The sequence below is a fragment of the Corallococcus exercitus genome, assembly GCF_003611585.1.
Lineage (GTDB): Bacteria > Myxococcota > Myxococcia > Myxococcales > Myxococcaceae > Corallococcus > Corallococcus exercitus.
The window spans coordinates 1-17,910 of record NZ_RAVW01000084.1; the positions used below are offsets into that span (position 1 = coordinate 1).

Annotated in this window: 13 protein-coding genes; 8 read left to right on the plus strand and 5 right to left on the minus strand. The window is 70.5% G+C overall.

The window, feature by feature from the left end; translation table 11 throughout:
• Positions 1-85 precede the first annotated feature (85 nt).
• The 3 genes from D7W79_RS13100 to D7W79_RS13110 are packed head-to-tail and all read left to right on the plus strand — an operon-like array spanning position 86 to position 2,908.
• Positions 86-1,429, plus strand: a complete 1,344-nt coding sequence (locus D7W79_RS13100; RefSeq protein WP_244221746.1) for a sigma 54-interacting transcriptional regulator — start codon at positions 86-88, stop codon at positions 1,427-1,429.
• A gap of 57 nt (positions 1,430-1,486) precedes the next feature.
• Positions 1,487-2,419: a cysteine peptidase family C39 domain-containing protein gene (locus tag D7W79_RS13105; RefSeq protein WP_120525710.1), complete on the plus strand. Its 933-nt coding sequence runs from the start codon at positions 1,487-1,489 to the stop codon at positions 2,417-2,419.
• 15 nt (positions 2,420-2,434) lie between these two features.
• The gene (locus D7W79_RS13110) at positions 2,435-2,908 is read left to right on the plus strand and encodes a DcrB-related protein (RefSeq protein WP_120525711.1); all 474 of its coding nucleotides are present in this window, start codon (positions 2,435-2,437) and stop codon (positions 2,906-2,908) included.
• Between the two features lie 12 nt (positions 2,909-2,920).
• Here D7W79_RS13110 and D7W79_RS13115 read toward each other — a convergent pair whose 3' ends face one another.
• The 3 genes from D7W79_RS13115 to D7W79_RS13125 form a co-directional block, all read right to left on the minus strand.
• Entirely contained in the window at positions 2,921-4,174 is a 1,254-nt protein-coding gene (locus D7W79_RS13115; RefSeq protein ID WP_120525712.1) for a hypothetical protein, read from the minus strand.
• A 25-nt stretch (positions 4,175-4,199) separates the two neighbouring features.
• Entirely contained in the window at positions 4,200-5,285 is a 1,086-nt protein-coding gene (locus D7W79_RS13120; protein WP_167497694.1) for a glycoside hydrolase 64/thaumatin family protein, read from the minus strand.
• A gap of 282 nt (positions 5,286-5,567) precedes the next feature.
• Positions 5,568-5,837, minus strand: a complete 270-nt coding sequence (locus tag D7W79_RS13125) for a GlsB/YeaQ/YmgE family stress response membrane protein (RefSeq protein ID WP_120525713.1) — start codon at positions 5,835-5,837, stop codon at positions 5,568-5,570.
• 229 nt (positions 5,838-6,066) lie between these two features.
• On the opposite strand from D7W79_RS13125, the gene D7W79_RS13130 reads away from it, so the two are divergent.
• The 4 genes from D7W79_RS13130 (at position 6,067) to D7W79_RS13145 (ending at position 8,957) form a co-directional block, all read left to right on the plus strand.
• On the plus strand, positions 6,067-6,939 hold the full coding sequence (locus D7W79_RS13130) for a JmjC domain-containing protein (protein ID WP_120525714.1): 873 nt from the start codon (positions 6,067-6,069) through the stop codon (positions 6,937-6,939).
• Positions 6,940-7,119: 180 nt separating this feature from the next.
• Entirely contained in the window at positions 7,120-7,485 is a 366-nt protein-coding gene (locus tag D7W79_RS13135) for a group I truncated hemoglobin (RefSeq protein ID WP_120525715.1), read from the plus strand.
• A 21-nt stretch (positions 7,486-7,506) separates the two neighbouring features.
• Positions 7,507-8,502 carry a 2Fe-2S iron-sulfur cluster-binding protein gene (locus D7W79_RS13140; protein WP_120525716.1) on the plus strand — a complete coding sequence of 332 codons (996 nt, stop codon included), beginning with the start codon at positions 7,507-7,509 and terminating at the stop codon, positions 8,500-8,502.
• Positions 8,503-8,504: 2 nt separating this feature from the next.
• Positions 8,505-8,957, plus strand: coding sequence for an RrF2 family transcriptional regulator (locus D7W79_RS13145; RefSeq protein ID WP_120525717.1), 453 nt, complete (start codon positions 8,505-8,507; stop codon positions 8,955-8,957).
• A gap of 99 nt (positions 8,958-9,056) precedes the next feature.
• Here D7W79_RS13145 and D7W79_RS13150 read toward each other — a convergent pair whose 3' ends face one another.
• Both D7W79_RS13150 and D7W79_RS13155 read right to left on the minus strand, forming a co-directional pair.
• A complete protein-coding gene (locus D7W79_RS13150; RefSeq protein WP_120525718.1) occupies positions 9,057-10,103 on the minus strand; it encodes a hypothetical protein in 1,047 nt (348 codons plus the stop codon).
• 78 nt (positions 10,104-10,181) lie between these two features.
• The gene (locus D7W79_RS13155; RefSeq protein ID WP_120525719.1) at positions 10,182-14,537 is read right to left on the minus strand and encodes a carbohydrate binding domain-containing protein; all 4,356 of its coding nucleotides are present in this window, start codon (positions 14,535-14,537) and stop codon (positions 10,182-10,184) included.
• A gap of 180 nt (positions 14,538-14,717) precedes the next feature.
• Between D7W79_RS13155 and D7W79_RS13160 the strand changes: the two genes are divergently transcribed.
• Positions 14,718-17,789, plus strand: a complete 3,072-nt coding sequence (locus D7W79_RS13160) for an aminotransferase class I/II-fold pyridoxal phosphate-dependent enzyme (RefSeq protein WP_120525720.1) — start codon at positions 14,718-14,720, stop codon at positions 17,787-17,789.
• The last annotated feature ends 121 nt before the right edge of the window (positions 17,790-17,910 follow it).

Here is a 17,910-nt window from a genome sequence, read left to right on the forward strand (position 1 = left end):
CCGCAAGCCTCCCCGGGCCCGGCGCCGGTAGGACGGCACTCGCGGCTGCTGGCGGCTGTGGCGGGGCGTGCTACCGTCCCGCGCCGTGTCGCTGCCGCCAGATGACGACGAGGCGCTCCTGGATGCCACGGCCACCCTGAACCGGGGCCGTGCCGGACAGGTGCGGATGGTGCTCCGGGTGCTTTCCGGGGCGGAGGCCGGCAAGGCCCACCCGCTCAAGCAGGGGACGTACGTGGTGGGCAAGGCCCCCACGTGTGACATCGTCCTCTCCGACAAGGCCGTCTCCCGCCAGCACCTGAAGCTGGAGGTGCACGACGAGCACGTCGTCGCCACGGACCTGGGCTCGCACAACGGCTCGTTCGTGGAGGGCCTGCGCTTCACCGCCATGGAGCTGCGCCCCGGCAGCGTCATCACCCTGGGCACCACCGAATTGAAGCTGGTGCCGGAGGACACGCGCGAGCGCTCCCTGCCGCTGTCCTCGCGCGAGAGCTTCGGCGCGCTCGTGGGCCACAGCCGCAAGATGCGCGAGGCCTTCACCGTGCTGGAGCGCCTGGCGCCCGGCGGCGCGGACGTGCTCATCCACGGTGAGACGGGCACCGGCAAGGACCTGTGCGCGGAGGCCATCCACCAGCAGAGCCCGCGCGCCAAGGGCCCCTTCGTCATCGTGGACCTGGCGGGCGTGCCCTCCACCCTCATCGAGTCCGAGCTCTTCGGCCACGTGAAGGGCTCCTTCACCGGCGCCCAGGCCGACCGCGCGGGCGCCTTCGAGCGCGCGCAGAACGGCACCGTCTTCCTGGACGAGATTGGCGAACTGCCCCTGGAGCTGCAGCCGCGCCTGCTGCGCGTGCTGGAGCGCCGGCAGGTCAAGCGCGTGGGCGGCAACGACTACTTCACGGTGAACGTGCGCGTGGTGGCCGCCTCGCACGTGAACCTGGAGCAGGCCGTCAACCAGGGGAAGTTCCGCCGCGACCTCTTCCACCGGCTCGCCGTGCTGCGCGTCACGCTGCCCGCGCTGCGCGAGCGCCCGGAGGACATCCCGTTCCTCATCGACCACATGCTCAAGCAGATGGGCCGGCCGCCCGGCGCGCTGTCGGACCAGACGCGCGCCCTGCTCATGCAGTACCCCTGGCCCGGCAACGTGCGCGAGCTGCGCAACGTGGTGGAGCAGGTGGTCAACCTGGGCGAGGAGGCCCTGCCGGACCTGGAGGCGTCCTCGGGCGTGGACGGCCGCAAGGGCCCGGACCTGGACCTGCCCTTCAAGGAGGCCAAGGAGCACCTCATCGAGGTTTTCGAGCGCGACTACCTCAAGAACCTCATCGAGCGCTGCGAGGGCAACATCTCCCGGGCCTCCCGGGAGGCGGACATCGACCGTGTCTACCTTCGGAAACTCCTGCGCAAGCACGGGTTGGATCCGTCCGGGGACCCTTAACACGGGGCGGCATCCCAGGTAGGATGGCATCCCCCATCCCCCTCCGGAGCCCCCACCGTGAGCGTGAACCTCTCTTCCAACCTCCTGCGTACCTTCCAGCAACTGGCGGAGCTGAAGCCGTCCGCCCCGCCGCAGCAGACCGCGCAGCAGGTCGGGTTGCCGGAAGCGAAGGTCGTCTCGCAGGTGGAAGGGGCGCCCACCCCGGTCCAGACGGAGCAGGCCACGGACGCCTTCGCCGCGGCGCTGGCCGCCAACCCGGAGTGGGCGAACCGCTTCCAGGTGAACGCGGGCGCGTCCGCGCAGGAGCTGGGCGTCCCGGCGACGCTCGAGGCCGCGCCCCAGGCCCCGGAGCTGGGCGGCTGGGACGAGGTGGGCACGGACCCCGCCGTGCTCAAGCAGACGAAGCAGAACAACTGCGGCGCCGCCGTGGCGGTGATGCTGGGCAACGACCTGGGCACCAGCAAGACGCAGCCCGGCTCGGACGCGCAGAAGATGGACGCGCTGGAGTCGCGCTTCACGCAGGGCCAGGGCACCTCGCCGCACGAGCTGTCCAACATGCTGGCCAACCAGGGCGTGAAGGTGACGCAGACGTCGTCCAAGCTGGACACGAAGGCCCTGGACGAGACCCTGGCCCGCGGCGGCAAGGCCGCGGTGATGGTGGACTCCTGCCTCGTGGACCCCACGACGAAGCCGGGCGAGACGGGCCTGGCGCACTGGGTCTCCGTGGAGGGCAAGGACGACCAGGGCCGCTACCTGCTCAAGGACCCCAGCACCGGCACGAAGATTCCCGCGGACGCGCAGCGGCTGGCGGACTCCATGGAGATCAGCTGGAACAAGCACCAGGGCGGCGGGATGATGCTCGTCGAGAGCGCCCAGGGCACCTCCGAGGCCCAGGCCGCGGCGGAGGGCGGGGTGAAGGCCGTCGCGCTCGGCAACACCGACGGTGTCGGCTCCCGCGCCATGTCCAACTTCGGCCGCGAATCCTCTTAAGTCCTTCCGGCTTTCATGGCCCCCTCGGCTCCGAAGTCCATCCGCCACGGTCCCCTGCGCGTCTCGCTGCCCGACGGCTGGTTCGACGCCAGCCAGGTCGTGGCGGTGGGGCCGGAGGAGGACGGCTTCCGCGCGAACCTCGTCGTGTCGCTGGAGCCCGCGGTCCCCGGTGAGACGCTGGAGCAGTTCGCCGCGCGCATGCTGGAGGGCGTGCGCGGGGCGGAGGCCTTCCGTCAGCGGTCGGAGCGCAGGGCCACCTTCGGCGCCAACACCGGCGTGCTGCGCGAGTACACCTTCCACATGCAGGGGCTGGCGCTCGCGCAGCTCCAGTTCTACGTGCTGAAGGAGCAGGTGGCCTTCACCTTCACGTACACGCAGCTCGCGCACCGGCTGGACGCGACGCGCGCCGTGGCGGAGTCGCTGCTCGCGTCCGTGTCATTGGACTCGACGGTGGAGCTGGCGCTGCGGCCCACCGTCTTCCGCGCCTGACGCGCGGGGCTTTCAGACGGTGAGGCGCTGCACGGCCTGGAGCCGGAGCAGCTGGCGCGCCAGGGCCTGCACCTGCTCCACCTCCTGCTGGCCCAGCACCTTGCGCAGCGCGAGCTTCATGTCCGTGGAGGCGCGCAAGAGCAGCGTGCGCAGCTGCGCGTTGCTGAGCAGGGGGTTCAACTGGCGCAGGTGGCCCACCAGCGCGCCCAGCTGGGGCAGCGTGAGGCCCGCCACCATCACCTGCGTCTTGGAGCCTTCATCCGGGCTCTGGCTGATGGCCAGCATCCACGGGGACAGGAGCAGGGAGCGGGTGAAGTCCTTCCCGTACACCAGGCCCAGCCGCGCGCACTCCTCCACCAGCGGACCGGTGTCGTGGCCGGAGATGACGGGCTGGATGCGGGCGGCCTCGTACTTCTGGAGGACGGCGTCGTACGCCTTGCGGGCCTCGATGCCCGCGGGCGTGCGGGGGAACTCCGCGAAGGCCTGGCGCACCTCCTCGCGCAGCGTGCCCAGCAGCGTGGCGTCATCCACGGAGCCGGGCTCGCCCAGGGCCTGGGCCAGGTAGGCCCGGTCCTCGGGGACGGCGTTCGCGGACTTCCACCACTCGTGGGTGACGGAGCTCTCGCTCAGGACCACGGGCAGGGTGACGACGCCCTGGCGGCCGGGGTTGGCGAGGAAGGCGCTCAGCTTCTTCTCCACCTCCGTGAGTCCCCGGTGGAGCCGGTTGAGGATGGCGACGCGCAGCTTCGCGCGCCCCTCCACCGCCTGTCGCGCGGCGTCCTGCGACCGGCCGTCGGAGGCGGTGCGCTCGTTGGCGGACTCGGAGGTGGCGGGCTGGCGCGCGAGGGGCACCTCCACCTGCGGGACGACCGGTGGAGGCTGGGGAGGTGCCTGGAGCGTCTGGGCGGGGGCAGGGGGCTGCTCCAGGTTGCCCAGGCCGGTGGCGCCGCGCGACGTGCTGGGCGCCATCCCGTCCTGCTGCTGCGCGGCCCGGGCGCCGCCGCCTTCGTTGCGCTCCGTCTCGCCCGAGCGGGCGGAGTCCATGCCGTCCTGGGGACCCGACTGCTCCGCGCCGCCCTTGGCGGACGTGCCCTTCGCGGCGCCACCCTTGACGGCGAGGCCACCCTTGGCGGGGACGCCCTTCCCGGTGGCCTTGCCCGGCGTCTTCGCTTCCCCGGGCTGCTGCGCCTTCTCACCCTTCTCCTGCGCGGGGCCCTGAAGGGGAAGGCCCGGACGGGGGAGGCCAGACGGAAGGCGGACACTCATGGACGGGGGCCTCGCGAGGGGGGAATCAGGCCAGGTTCTTCATGTGGACGACGAGGTTGCTGTTGTTGCTGCCCAGCGTGCTCGCGTCATCCGTGGGGATGACGTAGCCCTGATCCGCGCCGACGTGCTTGCGGAAGAAGTCTACCACCTCCGGATCCTGCACGTTGGACGTGGTGCTCTTCTTGATGCCGTACGCCGAGCCGTCCGCTCCCTTGGCCTTCACGGAGTCAGGCGCGGAGTCGAGCAGGTTCTCCATGGTGCCGGACAGGCGGCCGCCGCCCTCCGCCTGCATCGTCATGGCGGCGTTGTGGCCCTCGATGTAGCTGACGTCGTAGTACGTCTGGCCGAACCCGCCGTCGAACTTCACTTCACCGAGCGTCGCGTTCTTGCCGTCGCCGTTATCGCTGCGGAAGTTGCCGGACCAGTTGTCCGGGAACTGCACCGTCTTGCTCTCACCGGGCTTGAGCGTGACGGAGTCGATGGCCTTCTCGCCCGCGTTGGGGGTGAAGTTCACCGTCATCGGCTTGTCGCCGTCGTTGTTGAGGGTGATGGTGTTCTTGCCCTTCGACGCGCCCGGGGCGCCCACGGCCTTGGACTCGGAGACGGGGGCCTGCTGCTGGGGGGCCGCCGCGGCCGGGGCGCCCTGCGCGGCGGAGGCAGCCTGCGCGGGAGGCGCCACACCGGAGTCCACTCCCTCGCCGCCCAGGTCCGGCACGCCGCCGTCGAAGGACTCACCGCCCAGGTCCGGCACGCCGTCCTGCGCCACGCTGGCCTTGCTCGCGCCCTCGACGCCCGGGACTCCGCCCTGCTGCGCACCGGCACCGCCCTGCGCGCCGAGCATCTGCACCAGCTGCTTCAGCATCTTGGCGATCTCACTCAGCTGCTCCAGCGGATTGCCCTGCACGCCGCCCTGCTTGCCCACGCCCACCGGGCCGTCGAACCCGTCCGCCTGGAACAGCCCCTGGAGCGAACCCGCGCCGCCCTTGGCCTTCGCCGCGTCCGCCGTCACCGGCGCGGGGCGCATCATCGGGCTGGAGAGCTCCGGGGCGGACGTGCGGGGCGAGAAGGAGGAGCTGGCAACGGACGACTTCGACAGGGGGGAGAGCGCCATGGCGGTGTTCCTCGAGATTGGATGGGCCAGCGTGCGGCGCCGGCCGGTTCAGCGATGTGGGGGGCAAGAGCACGGCGCATGCCACGCGCCCCACGCGCTGCTCGAAGAGACAAACTCCCGGAATTGCTCACGGGCCGGACGAAGCGGCGGGGCCCGAAGGCCGCGGGCCTGATGACTGCCGTCAGGCCCTGGTGTCCGCTGTCATCAGGCCCCAAAAACACCTCTCGCGCGGAACGCATGCGCGCCCGCGCGAGAAGTCACCGCGGCTTCGGGTGCTTCGGGTCAGACCCTTCGGACCGTGCTCGAATGGATGAGCCGGAGGATCAACAGCAAGACCACCGCTCCGATGAACGCCACGAAGATGGTGCCCGCGAGGCCGCCGAACGGAGCCCCCGTGCCGAGCGCCCGAAGGATGAAACCTCCCAGGAACGCGCCCACCACGCCCACGACGATGTCTCCAATGAGGCCGTAGCCGCCACCAACCACCGCGGACGCGAGCCACCCAGCGATGAGGCCGATCACCGCCCACAACAGGATTGCCTCCAGCGCCATGTCTTTTCCTCCCAGCGAGGTGATGGGGAAAACATGGGCATGATTCCCGGGCGCGCCCGTCCCTCCCCCAAGGGCGGCGGCAGGGCAGGCGGGCGGCCTGGCGTCACGGGAGCGCGGGCAGAACGTCCCATGAAGCCATGGGGCAAAATGCCCCAATTTGAACCTGGGGTCGCGCTCTGGTGGCATCGGGTGAACACCTGTCGCTGAGAGCGGCAAGGAGCTCACTTCCGTGAAGCGCATCTTTGAGTCCGTCGGGTCGCCGCTGCAGTTCGACCGTGAGTCCTTCCGGTGTCGCCACACGCTGCTGGGGCACCCCGCGCTGGAGCTGGAGAACCTGGCGGGCGTGGTGCAGCGGCTGCCTTCCGACAACGTGTTCTTCAGCTCGGGCCTGTTGCCCAAGGACGCGGACTTCGACCGCGCGCACGTGGACTACCGCACCGGCCTGTCGCTGAAGGACACCGTGGAGAACATGATGACGAGCAACTCGTACATCATGCTCCGCGCGCCGGAGCAGGACCCCAGCTTCCACGAGCTGTACCGCGCGCTCCTGTCGGAGGTGGAGGACCTGATGCGCGCGCAGGGCGTGGGGACGCACGCCGTGGATCCGATGCTCTACCTCTTCATCGCGTCCCCCGGCAGCGTCACGCCCTTCCACCTGGACCGCTACTCCACGCTGTTGATGCAGTTCCGGGGCAGCAAGGAGGTGCACATCTCCAAGGCGTGGGACGAACAGGTGGTCCCTGCACAGGACTTGGAGGCCTTCGTCGCGCGCTCCGGCTCCAAGGTGAGCTACCGGGAGACGTTTGACCGGACGGCGACGCGCTACGCGTTCGGCCCTGGGGACGCGCTGCACATCCCCTTCGTGGCGCCGCACTACGTGAAGAACGGCGCCGATGACGTCTCCGTGTCGCTGTCCATCATCTTCAACACCCGCGAGACGGCCCGGCACCTGCGCGCGTTGCGCGCCAACCATGCGTTGCGCACGCGCCTGGGGCCGCTGGGCTACCAGCCCGTGCCGGTGAACCGCTTCCTGCCGCTGGACCACGTGAAGAGCGGCATGGAGCGCGTGGTGCGCCGGGCGCGGGGCCTGCTGCCCGTCTGAAGCCCCCAGCGCCTGCTCGCGGCAGGGGCCCGGGAGGGCGGACGCCGGCAGGACCGCGGGCATCAGGCGAACGAACAAGGACGTGAAGCCAGCCCGATAGGGGGTGTTTGACGTCCGACCCCTTAAAGATGCATTTAGAATGCATCTTTAAGGGCCTGGGCCCGGAAGAGGAGCGAAGTCATGTCGAGCGTGTACGAGCGGATTGGCGGGGAACCGGCGATGGCGGCGGCGGTGGAGGTCTTCTACCGGAAGGTGCTGGGCGACGACCGCATCAACCACTTCTTCGAGGACGTGGACATGGAGCGCCAGGCCGCGAAGCAGAAGGCGTTCCTGACGATGGTGTGCGGGGGGCCGTCGAACTACTCGGGCAAGGACATGCGCGCGGGGCACAAGCACCTGGTGGAGCGCGGGCTGAACGCGACGCACTTCGACGCGGTGGTGGGGCACCTGAAGGAGACGCTGGAGGAGCTGGGCGTGCCCGCGGAGCTGGTGGGGCAGGTGATGGCGGTCGCCGAAGGGGCGCGCGCGGACGTCTTGAACCGCTGAAGCAGGCACGGGAGGCACGTCATGGCGAAGGTACGGCATGAGTCGGCGTGGTACCCGCTGGAGCCCGGAGAGACGGTGCTGGATGGCCTGCTGCGCCAGGGCGTGCACGTGCCGCATGCGTGCCGGGCGGGGGCCTGCCAGTCCTGTCTGATGCGAGCGACCTCGGGCGCGGTGCCCGAGGCGGCGCAGGTGGGGCTCAAGGACACGCTCAAGGCGCGCGGCTACTTCCTCGCGTGCGCCTGCCGGCCGCAGGCGGGCACGGCGCTGGAGGTCGCGGGGGCCTCGGAGCTGCGCGTCCCCGCGCGCATCGTGGACCTGGAGTCGCTCAGCGGCGACGTCGTCGCGGTGCGGCTGGAGGTGGAGGCGCCGTTCGACTACCGCGCCGGGCAGTACGTCACGGTGGTGCGCGAGGACGGGCTCGCGCGCAGCTACTCGCTGGCGAGCCTGCCTCGCGAGGACCGGCTGGAGCTCCACGTGCGGCTCGTGCCCGGGGGCGCCATGAGCGGCTGGTTCGCGCGGGACGTGCGGCCCGGTGAGCGCGTGCACGTGCAGGGCCCGGCGGGGGACTGCTTCTACGTGCCCGGGCAGCCGGAGGCGCCGCTGCTGCTCGCGGGGACGGGCACGGGGCTCGCGCCGCTGTATGGGATTGTGCGGGACGCGCTGGAGGCGGGGCACACCGGGCCCATCCACCTGTTCCACGGGGCCCTGGAGCCGCGCGGCTTGTACCTCGTGGACGCGCTCCGGGCCCTGGCGGCGCGCCATCCCAACCTCCACTACCGGCCCCTCGTGCTGGCCGGAGGCGATGGGGACGTGGAGGAGGGGCCGCTGGAGGCGCGCATCCTGGCCAGCCTTCCCAAACGGCCGGTGGGCTGGCGGGCGTTCCTCTGCGGCAATCCCGAAGCGGTGCTATCCCTGCGCAAGAAGCTCTTTCTCACGGGGTTCTCACTGAAGGACATCCACGCGGATGCCTTCCTGCCGAGCACCCCGCGAGCAGGGCCCGTCGCCGGAGCCGCCTGACCTTGCACCTGACCCTTCACGCCGACTACTCGCTGCGCGTCCTCATGTACCTGGCGGCGCGACCGGGCCGGCCGTCCTCCACGCAGGAGATGGCGGACGCGTACGGCATCTCCAAGCACCACCTGGTGCGCGTGGTGCAGACGCTCGCGCAGCAGGGCGACGTGGAGGTGAAGCCGGGGCGCGCGGGAGGCGTGCTGCTGGCGAGGGCGCCGGGAGACATCCGGCTGGGCCGGGTGGTGCGCGCGGCCGAGCCGGACTTCCACCTGGTGGAGTGCTTCGACAAGGAGCGCAACACCTGTCCCATCGCGCCCGCGTGCGGCCTCAAGGGCGTGCTGGCGGAGGCGCGCGACGCGTTCCTCGCCACGTTGGACAAGTACTCGCTGGAGGACCTGCTGCGGCGCTCGAAGCCCGGCCTGTCGGACTTGCTGCTGACGCCCGCTGCGCCACAGGGGTAGGCGCATCCAGGACGACGCGGCTTCGTCCGGTCAGGTTGTTCAGGCTCACCCCTCAGTTGCTCGGCCTGCTGTTCGACATGCTCTGAGTCCTGGCGCGGCTCAGCCGGAGATGAACCCCGCCCAGTCGGCGGGGTTCACCTCCACGCCCGACCCCTTCCGCCAGGCGGTGGCCTCCGCCGCCCAGGCCGCGGCCCCTCCTCGCAGGGGGAACGCCCGCGTGACCGCGAGCCGGTGCACTGGCGCGTGGTCGCGCAGCAGGCCGCGGTTGACCGCGTCGACGTCGCCGGGCTTCGCGCGCAGGCGTAGCTCCGCCGCCTTCATGGCCCCCTCCTGGCGGAACAGCGTGGACAGGTCCTCCACGATGGGCTCTTCCGTGAAGGACCAGAGGCCCAGCAGTGGTGGCTCGCGCCCCTCCAGCAGCGCCGCGTGCAGCCGGTCGTGGCCGTCCACCACCAGCCAGCGCTCCACCAGGGCGAAGTACATCAGCAGCACCGGCGGCAGCGTGCCGTCACGGACGTGCTTGCGCCATGCCTTCACGCGTCCGTCGTCCTGGGCTGACGGCGCGCGCAGCGGCATCACTCCGCCACGCCGCTCTGGAAGCAGGCCCTCTTCCGCCCAGGACCAGTCCTCCGAGCGGAAGGGCAGGAAGCGCAGCGCCGCGTCGAGCCCGCATGGAGCCGCGGGGAACGCGCCCGCCCCGGCCATGGGCACCGTGGCGTATCCCTGTGCCTGCGGGACGGGGACCGTCTGGAGGGGCCGCAGGCACCAGCGGCCCGCGTGGAGCAGGGACGGCTCAGAGGTCTCGAAGTGGTGGGTCCACCAGCGGGTCCAGGCGGCCCACCATCCGGGCGAGCCCGGGTCGGCGGGGCGCCGGGCCTCCTCCGCCAGGATGCGAGGGAACGCATCCGCGAGCTTCGCCGGGCCGCGCAGCCAGGCACACCCGTTCCACCAGTCATCCACCCGCATCCAGAACAGCGGCTGTCCGCCGAGCATGACCCGCAGCAGGTAGGGCCGGGTGGCCTCGATGTGGAGCAGGGGGCGCCGCCGCCAGTGTCCCCAGGAGGGGACCCTCAGCAGCAGCCCGGGCCCACCCACCGGCATCCGCCAATCCGTGTCATCCGCCGTCACGGCGATCCGTGGCTTCACCGAGGGCCCTCCATGGCCTGACACTACACCTCGCGGCGGGCCCGGGCTCCAGGCCCTCCGCGAGGTGGCTTCAACGGCTCAGCGCCAGGTGTCGTTCACGGTCGTGGTGCCCGTGGCCGGCGTCGTCAGGGTGCGGTTGACGCCGCTCTCCCAGGTGACGTTGTTGGCGGCGTCCTTCTTGATGAACTTGTACTCAATCGCCGTGGAGCCCGGCAGCCCGACGGCCGCGGTCCACGTGGGGTAGTTGTCCGCGGACAGCAGGATGGCGCTCGCGGGGCTCCAGCTCCCCAGCGCGGCGACGCTGCCCACCACGTACACGCTCTGGCCCATCACGGTGCTCGCGGTGACGTTGAAGGTCACCGTGGCCCCGCTGGTGGACGTGGTGACGGAGAGCGCGGAGGACTGCGCGGACGCATTGCCTGCCGTGTCCCGAGCCCGCACGGTGTAGCTGTACGCCGTGCCCACGGTGAGCCCCGTGTCCGTGTAGCTGGCCGTCGTGGGCGAGCCCACCAGCGAACCATTGCGATACACGTCATAGCCGGCGATGCCGCTGGCGTCAGTGGACGCCGTCCACGTCAGCGACACGGTGGTCGCCGTCTTCGCCGGTGCCGCCAGGCCCGTGGGCACCGACGGCGCGGTGGTGTCCTGTGACGGCGCTCCCGAGGTGATGCTTCCCGCGTTGAACGTGGAGGTGCCCGCGGGGAAGAAGTAGTTGAGCCCCCCGTTGTTGTCCCACGTGCCGCTGCCGTTGTTGAAGACGGCCTCCAGCTGCGTGGCCGACCCCAGGTCCACCGTGTACTTCGCGTAGCCCGCGACCTCCGCCGTCGCCATGGCCACGCCCGGCGAAGTCGTCCACGTGCCGCCCGCCGGGCGGTAGTGGATGTACGGCGTGGCGTAGCCCTTCTTGTAATAGACAGTCGCCGTGTTGCCCGCGCTGGTGGTGACGGAGAGCGTGCTGCTCGCCGCGGACGTGTTGCCCGCCGCATCCCGAGCCCGCACGGTGTAGCTGTACGCCGTGCTCGAGGACAGCCCACTGTCCGTGTACGCCGTCGCCGTGGGCGTGCCCACCTGTGTGCCATTGCGGAACACCAGATAGCCCGTCACTCCGACGTTGTCGGTGGACGCGGTCCAGCTCAGCGAAACGGTTGTCGCGGACTTCGACGGAGCCGCCAGGCCCGCGGGCACCGAGGGCGCGCTGGTATCGCTCACCGGGCCGCCCGCCGTGATGACCCCGGCGTTGAAGGTGGAGGTGCCCGTGGGGAACAGGTAGTTGCTGCCGTTGTTGTTGTCCCACGTCCCGCTGCCGTTGTTGAAGACCGCCTCCAATTGCTGCACGGAGCCCAGGTTCACCGTGTACTTCGCGTAGCCCGCCACCTCCGCGTCTGGCATGAGCACGCCGGGAGCGGTGGTCCACGTGCCGCCCGCGGGGCGGTAGTGGAGGTACGGCGTGGTGAAGCCCTTCTTGTAATAGACCGTCGTCGTGTACCCCAGGCCGGTGGTGACGGAGAGCGCCGCGCTGGCGACGGAGGTGTTCCCCGCCGCGTCGCGAGCCTTCACGGTGTAGCTGTACGCCGTGCTCGAGGACAGCCCCGTGTCCGTGTACGTCGCCGCCGTGGGCGCCGCCACCTGTGTGCCATTGCGGAACACGAGGTAATCACTCACACCGTAGTTGTCCGTGGCGGACGTCCAGCTGAGCACCACCGACGAGCTGGTGACGCCCGAGGCACTCACGCCCGTGGGCGCCGACGGCGCCGTGGTGTCCGGGGGCAGGGTGGTGACGGAGAGCGCGCTGCTCGCCGCGGACGTGTTGCCCGCCGCGTCCCGAGCCTTCACCGCATAGCTGTACGCGGTGCCCGCCGTGAGCCCGCTGTCGGTGTAGCTCGTCGCCGCAGGCATGCCGACTTGTGTGCCATTGCGGAACACGAGGTAGCCCGTCACGCCCACGGTGTCCGTGGAGGCTGTCCAGGTGAGCGCCACGGAGCGGTCCGTGCGCGTCGCCGCGAGCCCCGTGGGGACGGACGGCGCGGTGGTGTCCACGCGGAGGAACGGGTAGGTGCCCGTCACCGTGCCGTTGATGTCCTCGATGTACTTGCCGCCCTCCAGCCGGTACCTGCCCGCGCCCACGTAGACGGACTGGATCTCGCTCCGGGTGACGTTGCCGCGCGAGTCGGTGGCCTCGATGTAGTAGTCGAGCACCTGGTCGCGGTACGCGCTCAGATAGACGTAGTAGAGGTCACCAATCTCCTGCGCGGCCACCTTCTGCATCACCGGCAGGTAGGCCGGCTGCCAGGCCACGCCGTTCATCACCGGCCGCAGCTCGCGGCGCTGGAGCGGGTAATCCACCCAGGCGCCCACGCGCGCCGGGTCGATGTTGGGCACGCCCGCCGCCTTCAGCGCCGCCGGGTCATAGACGCGAGGCGTGTTGTCCAGCGGGTCGATGCTCTTCGCGGTGTGCACGCGCACCCGCGCCTTGATGCTGGTGATGCCGCTGACGTCGAACGCGTAGGTATACAGCGCGAAGGTGTTGTCGAAGTGGTGCAGCGTCCATCCTTCGGACTTGTCCGTGTTGGCGCTGCCCGGGTTGTACGGCCAGCGCTGCGGCCACCAGACGGACGGGCCCGTGCGGTCCTGTGCCAGCCGGTCCTGCACGTACGGCTTGGAGAAGTAGAGCGACTGGTTGAAGGACAGCGTGGGCTTCACGTTGTCGTCCACGTTCTCGTCGTAGTAGCCGAAGCCGGAGTCCATGGCCGGCAGGAGGAAGTACCAGGCCAGCTCCGCGGGGTTCGCGCCGCCCGCCCAGTCATTCGCGGCGTCGCCCTTCACCGGGAAGGACAGCATCCACGGGTTGAGCTGGTTGCCCGTGTGCGTGATCTGCGAATCCAGCGCCGTCGTGGGCTTCCAGTGGTTGGGGTGCGCGTCCAGCCAGAGCTGTTCGGATGTCTTCGCGTAGTTGAGCGCGGCCTGGAGCAGCGCGAAGTTGCGCTCCAGGTAGTGCCAGCCGTGCTCCAGCGACACCGTCATCCCTTCCTGCACGCCGCTCAGGTTCGTCTTGGGCGCCAGGTTGAGGCCGGTGGCGGAGTTGAACGCCGGGAACTGCCCCTTCCAGATGCCGAAGGGCAGCCGCCAGTGGTGCCACTGCGGGTCGGATGAAGAATCGCGCGTGTCCACCCACGAGCCGTCCTGCACGTGCACCACGTCCGTGGAGACGGGCGTGTTGTTGACCAGGTACTCGTCGATGCCCAGGCACTGCACGCCGCCGGTGCAGGTGACGGCGCGGCCGTTGAGCCACGTGTCGAGCGACCCCGCGCGCCCCCCGGAGTTGTCGCCGTCATGCGCGAGCACGAAGAACTGCTTCTGGGGCGTCAGCCCCTCGAAGGTGCGCAGGCCCACCACGTCCACCGTGGCCTGGCCCTCCCAACCCTCCAGCCAGGAGCCGTTCTGGTTGACGGGGATGCCCACGACGCGCGACTCGGCGCCCGTGGCCGGGTCCACGGAGCGCACCCAGTGCGGCGTGGAGGCGAAGGGGTACTTGTTGCGGATGACCTGCTGCTCGTGCGCCATGGACTCGCTCACCCAGGCGCCCACGGTGCTGGTGTTCTGGAGGTCCGCGCGGTTGGGCGGCGACACCAGCGTGTCGGAGCCCGGGTCGTCGAGGAACGGGTAGTCCTTCAGCGTGCGGGAGAAGTGGTTGTCGCCAATGACGGCCCACTTCACGCCCAGCTTCGCCAGCGTGGGGATGAGCCGCTCGCTGAAGCCCAGCTCCGTGGGGAAGAAGCCCTTGGAGGACGTGAAGCCGCTGCCCAGGAAGTACGACTGGGACAGCGTGGCGCTCTGGTAGATGAGGTCCTTGAGGAAGTAGTCCGGCCCCACCAGCGGGCCCATGGAGTGGTGGCCCGTGAAGTGGATGAGGTCCAGCGAGCGGTTGCCCGCGGGCGTGCGCAGGGTGGTGTAGCGATCCCTCCAGGTCGCGCCCCAGTTGGCGTTGTCGTAGCCGGACACGTTGTGGCGGGTGACCAGGTCGTTGACGTTGTTCACCACCGCGCCGGACATGGTGACGTGAACCTGTCCCGTGGAGGCATTGGCCTTCATGTCCGCGGCGACGTCCGGCGGCCAGAACTGATACGCGCCCACCTTCGCGTGGTGCGAGTAGTACGTCACCAGGTCGTCGTGCGGCATGGGCGCGCCCGACGGCAGGAAATAGGTGTAGTTGGCCGGCGGTGACTGCTTTATCTGGATGACCTGCCCGTCATACGCGTAGCGGATGGGGCCGCCCACCGGTGTCGCGTTGTATTGGGTCAGGTCGTAGTACGCCCAGAAGTTGGGCATGTGATTGTGATACACGTGCGCGGCGGCGATCTGCGCCCGAGCCGGCTGCGCGTGTAACAGGATGACGGCGAACACCGCGAGCAAGGCCAGTTGCGGCTGTCTTTTCATGGGGCGTCCTCACCGGACGAGAGGGGCCGCCCGGTGAGCACGCTGCATAATGGCGTTTGACTCAAGATTTCCCATGTAAACTTGGAATGACAATCTGTAAATCGATACTGCGATGCGTCAGGCTTTCGCGAAAGGCTGTCGTTGACAGGGGAGGGGCGGGCCCGGACAGTCGGGCGCGCCATGGCCACCTATCCCGCGTCTCCCCGTGAAGCCTTTGTCCAGTTGCGTACGCTTTCCGAGGCGCTGGCCCGGCCGGAGGAGCGCCCGCGGGCGCTGGCGGAGCTGCGCGAGCTGGCGGAGCTGTCGCGCGATCAGCCGGAGGGCGCGCCGCTGCGGCTGGCGTCCGTGGTGGTGGCGGTGGGCGCGTCCCAGGAGCGGCTGGAGCTGCTGATTCCGTCGTCCATCTTCGCGCCCGAGGCGTGGGCGTTCACGTTCCTGGAGGGGCTCTTGAAGGTCCCGCTGGACGAGTACGCCGGCAAGCAGCTGGTGGAGGTGGGCTCCGGGTCCGGGTGGATCTGCATCGCGCTGGCGAAGTTCACGGGGCTCGCGCGCATCCGGGGGCTGGACCTGAACCCGCAGGCCCCGGCGGTGGGGTTGTGCAACGCATGGCTCAACGGCGACGAGCAGCTGGTGTCGCGGCTGTCCTTTGGGGAGAGCGACCTGCTGCTCGGCCTGCCACAGAAGCCGGAGTGGGACTTCATCGTCGGGTGCATCCCCCAGGTGCTGAGAGGCGACGAGCTGCCCGCGGAGCTGGCGCAGGCGGATGAGCAGGCGTTGCTGGACCTGTCCAACTACACCTCGCTGCAGAACGTCTACGAGGACCACTTCGGCCTGGGGCTCATCGCGCGGCTGCTCAATGAGGCGCCGGAGCGGCTCCTGCCCGGAGGGCGGATGCTCCTGAATCTGGCGGGCCGTCCGGGGCGGGCCATCATCGCGCGCATGTTCACCCGGCGCGGCTTCACCACCCGCGTGCGCGTGGCGCGGCGGGTGATGCAGGCGGCGGACACGGACATCCGGCCCCTGGTGTCCCTGGAGCAGCGCACCGGGCGCGAGTTCGAGTTCTTCATGGAGGCCCACAGCCCGGAGCCCCTGCGCGCGGCCACGGCGCTGGGCTGGCTTCAGGCGGGCCATCCCATCTGGCACGAGGTGGCGGTGTGGGAGGCCCACCTGTCGCTGCCCCGGGAGACGCTGGCCCTGCGCGCCGCGCTGCGCGCCCTGGGCATCGCGCCGCTCCAGGAGGAGCTGGACCTGGGGGCGGCGTCCGCGGAGCAGCTGGGCTTCGTCACGGCGCTCGCGGAGCGGCTATCCCAGGCGCCCTTCCTGCCCTACGCGCACGAGGCCGGTGACGCGTCCTTTCGCAGGCTGGTGGCCCGCTACCTGGACCGCCACTTCGGCTTGAGGCTGTCGGAGGACTCGCTGTTCGTCGCGCCGGAGCGGGAGCAGGCCGTCTATTCGCTGCTGCTAGCCACCTGCGACCCTGGGGACACGGTGCTGGTGTCGCGCAGCCTGCACCCGCTCTACGCCCGCGCGCTGGACAAGGCGGGCGTGCGCGCCACCGTGACGCACAACACGCTGGGGGAGATCCGCCGGCTGCTCACCGCCTTCGACGTGAAGGCCGTGCTCCTGACGGTGGAGCCCGGCGAGCGCACCAACCTGGCGGTGCTGCGCGACATCGTGGCGGAGGCCGCGCGGCGGGGCATCTGGGTGGTGCTGGACGAGAGCGCCTTCTTCAACATCACCGGCGAGGTGGAGCCGCGCACCCTCTTCGAGTTCCTCGCGCGCACGCAGCACGCGCCCAACCTGGTCATCCTGTATGGCCTCATCAAGAACGCGGTGTGGCCGGACCTGGAGCTGACGCTGCTGCTCCCCGTGCCAGAGCCGCTGCGCGCGGACCTGGAGGTGGCGGCGGAGGTGACGTACTCGCGCATCAGCGTCCTGGCGGAGTGGTTCTACGAGCGCACCTTCTCCGAGCTGCTCGCCTTCCGCATGGCTTTCACGGAGCCGGAGCCGCCCTCGCCGCACCGGGCGCCGGAGGTGCCGTTGCCCCGCTCACGGCGCATCCAGCGGCTGGCGGAGCTGCCCGCGTTCGCGCCGAAGTTCTTCCGCGAGGACGACCCGGAGCTCGTGCGCCTGGACTATGGCGAGAACGAGGGCCCGCTGCCGCTGCCGCTGGTGGAGGGGCTCATCGCGGCGGGCGTCGCGCCGCGCGCGGAAGGAGCGCAGACGGGGCTGGCGGAGGCCGTGGCGGCCTTCCTGCTGGAGACGCGAGGGGCCCGCTACGCCCCCGAGGACGTCGTCGTGGCCCCGGGAGTCTGGCCGCTCATGCACCACCTGGGGGTGGCGCTGCGCCAGCGACTGGGCCGGGCGCCGCGCGTGTTCCTGGTGACGCCTTGTTACGGCGTGCTCGCGCCCACGTTCCTCGCGGCGGGATGCGAGGTGGAGTCCGGACCGCTGGGCACGCTGCTGGCGCGCCGCACGCGGGGCGGGACGCCAGACGCGGTGGTGCTGTCCCAGCCGGCGAACCCCACGGGCCACTACCTGTCGCACGAGGAGTTGATGGCGCTGGCGACGTTCGTGGTGGAGCAGCGCTGCCTCTGGGTATCGGATGAAATCTTCGGCCTGGTGAACCTCACCAACCCCACGGCGGAGACGGTGCACAGCCCGGTGACGCTGGAGGGCGCGGTGCCGGGCATCGGCGCGCGGACGGTGCTGCTAGGTGGGCTGTCCAAGGAGTTCGCGGCCGGCGGCCTGCGCGTGGGCTGGGTGGCCACGAAGGACCGGGCGCTGGTGACGGCGTTGCGGGACAGTGCCCCAGGCGTGCTGCACACGCCCACGGCGCGCGCGGCGGCGTACCTGTACGCGGCCCATGCACGGGGGCCGGATGGACAGCTACTCTACGCCGGGCGGCACAAGGCGCTGAGGAGCTACCTGGCGCGGATGCGGCGCGACCTCGCGGAGAAGCGCGCGCTCCTGGCGGAGGCGCTGCCCGACGACGGCCGCGCGGAGGCCACCGAGGCGGGCGGCCTGTTCCTCGCGCCGCCGATGACGGCGTGGCTGGGGCGCATGGTGGATGGCGTGAAGCTCACGCCGGAGAACCTGCCGCGCGTCGTCTACGAGCACACCCACGTGGTGCTCAATGGCGGCGCGTGGTGCGGCGACCCGGAGCGCGTGCGCGCGGTGTTCTCCATTCCCCGCGAGAAGCTGTTGAAGGCCCGAGACCGCCTGCGGGCCTTTGGGCAGCGGCTGCGCTGAAGGAGACGGCGCGGCGCCAATCGATGACGCAAGAGCCCGCGTACAAAGGGTCGCCGACGAACTCGCGAAGGCAGCAGGGACACGGAGAGCACCGGTCAGACAGTGGGTGAGGGTGGGGTGA

Coding starts and splice junctions, on each gene's coding strand:
- D7W79_RS13155 (WP_120525719.1), bottom strand. CDS start 14,537: ATGAAAAGACAGCCGCAACTGGCCTTGCTCGCGGTGTTCGCCGTCATC.
- D7W79_RS13160 (WP_120525720.1), top strand. CDS start 14,718: ATGGCCACCTATCCCGCGTCTCCCCGTGAAGCCTTTGTCCAGTTGCGT.
- D7W79_RS13115 (WP_120525712.1), bottom strand. CDS start 4,174: ATGAGTGTCCGCCTTCCGTCTGGCCTCCCCCGTCCGGGCCTTCCCCTT.
- D7W79_RS13120 (WP_167497694.1), bottom strand. CDS start 5,285: ATGGCGCTCTCCCCCCTGTCGAAGTCGTCCGTTGCCAGCTCCTCCTTC.
- D7W79_RS13125 (WP_120525713.1), bottom strand. CDS start 5,837: ATGGCGCTGGAGGCAATCCTGTTGTGGGCGGTGATCGGCCTCATCGCT.
- D7W79_RS13135 (WP_120525715.1), top strand. CDS start 7,120: ATGTCGAGCGTGTACGAGCGGATTGGCGGGGAACCGGCGATGGCGGCG.
- D7W79_RS13110 (WP_120525711.1), top strand. CDS start 2,435: ATGGCCCCCTCGGCTCCGAAGTCCATCCGCCACGGTCCCCTGCGCGTC.
- D7W79_RS13140 (WP_120525716.1), top strand. CDS start 7,507: ATGGCGAAGGTACGGCATGAGTCGGCGTGGTACCCGCTGGAGCCCGGA.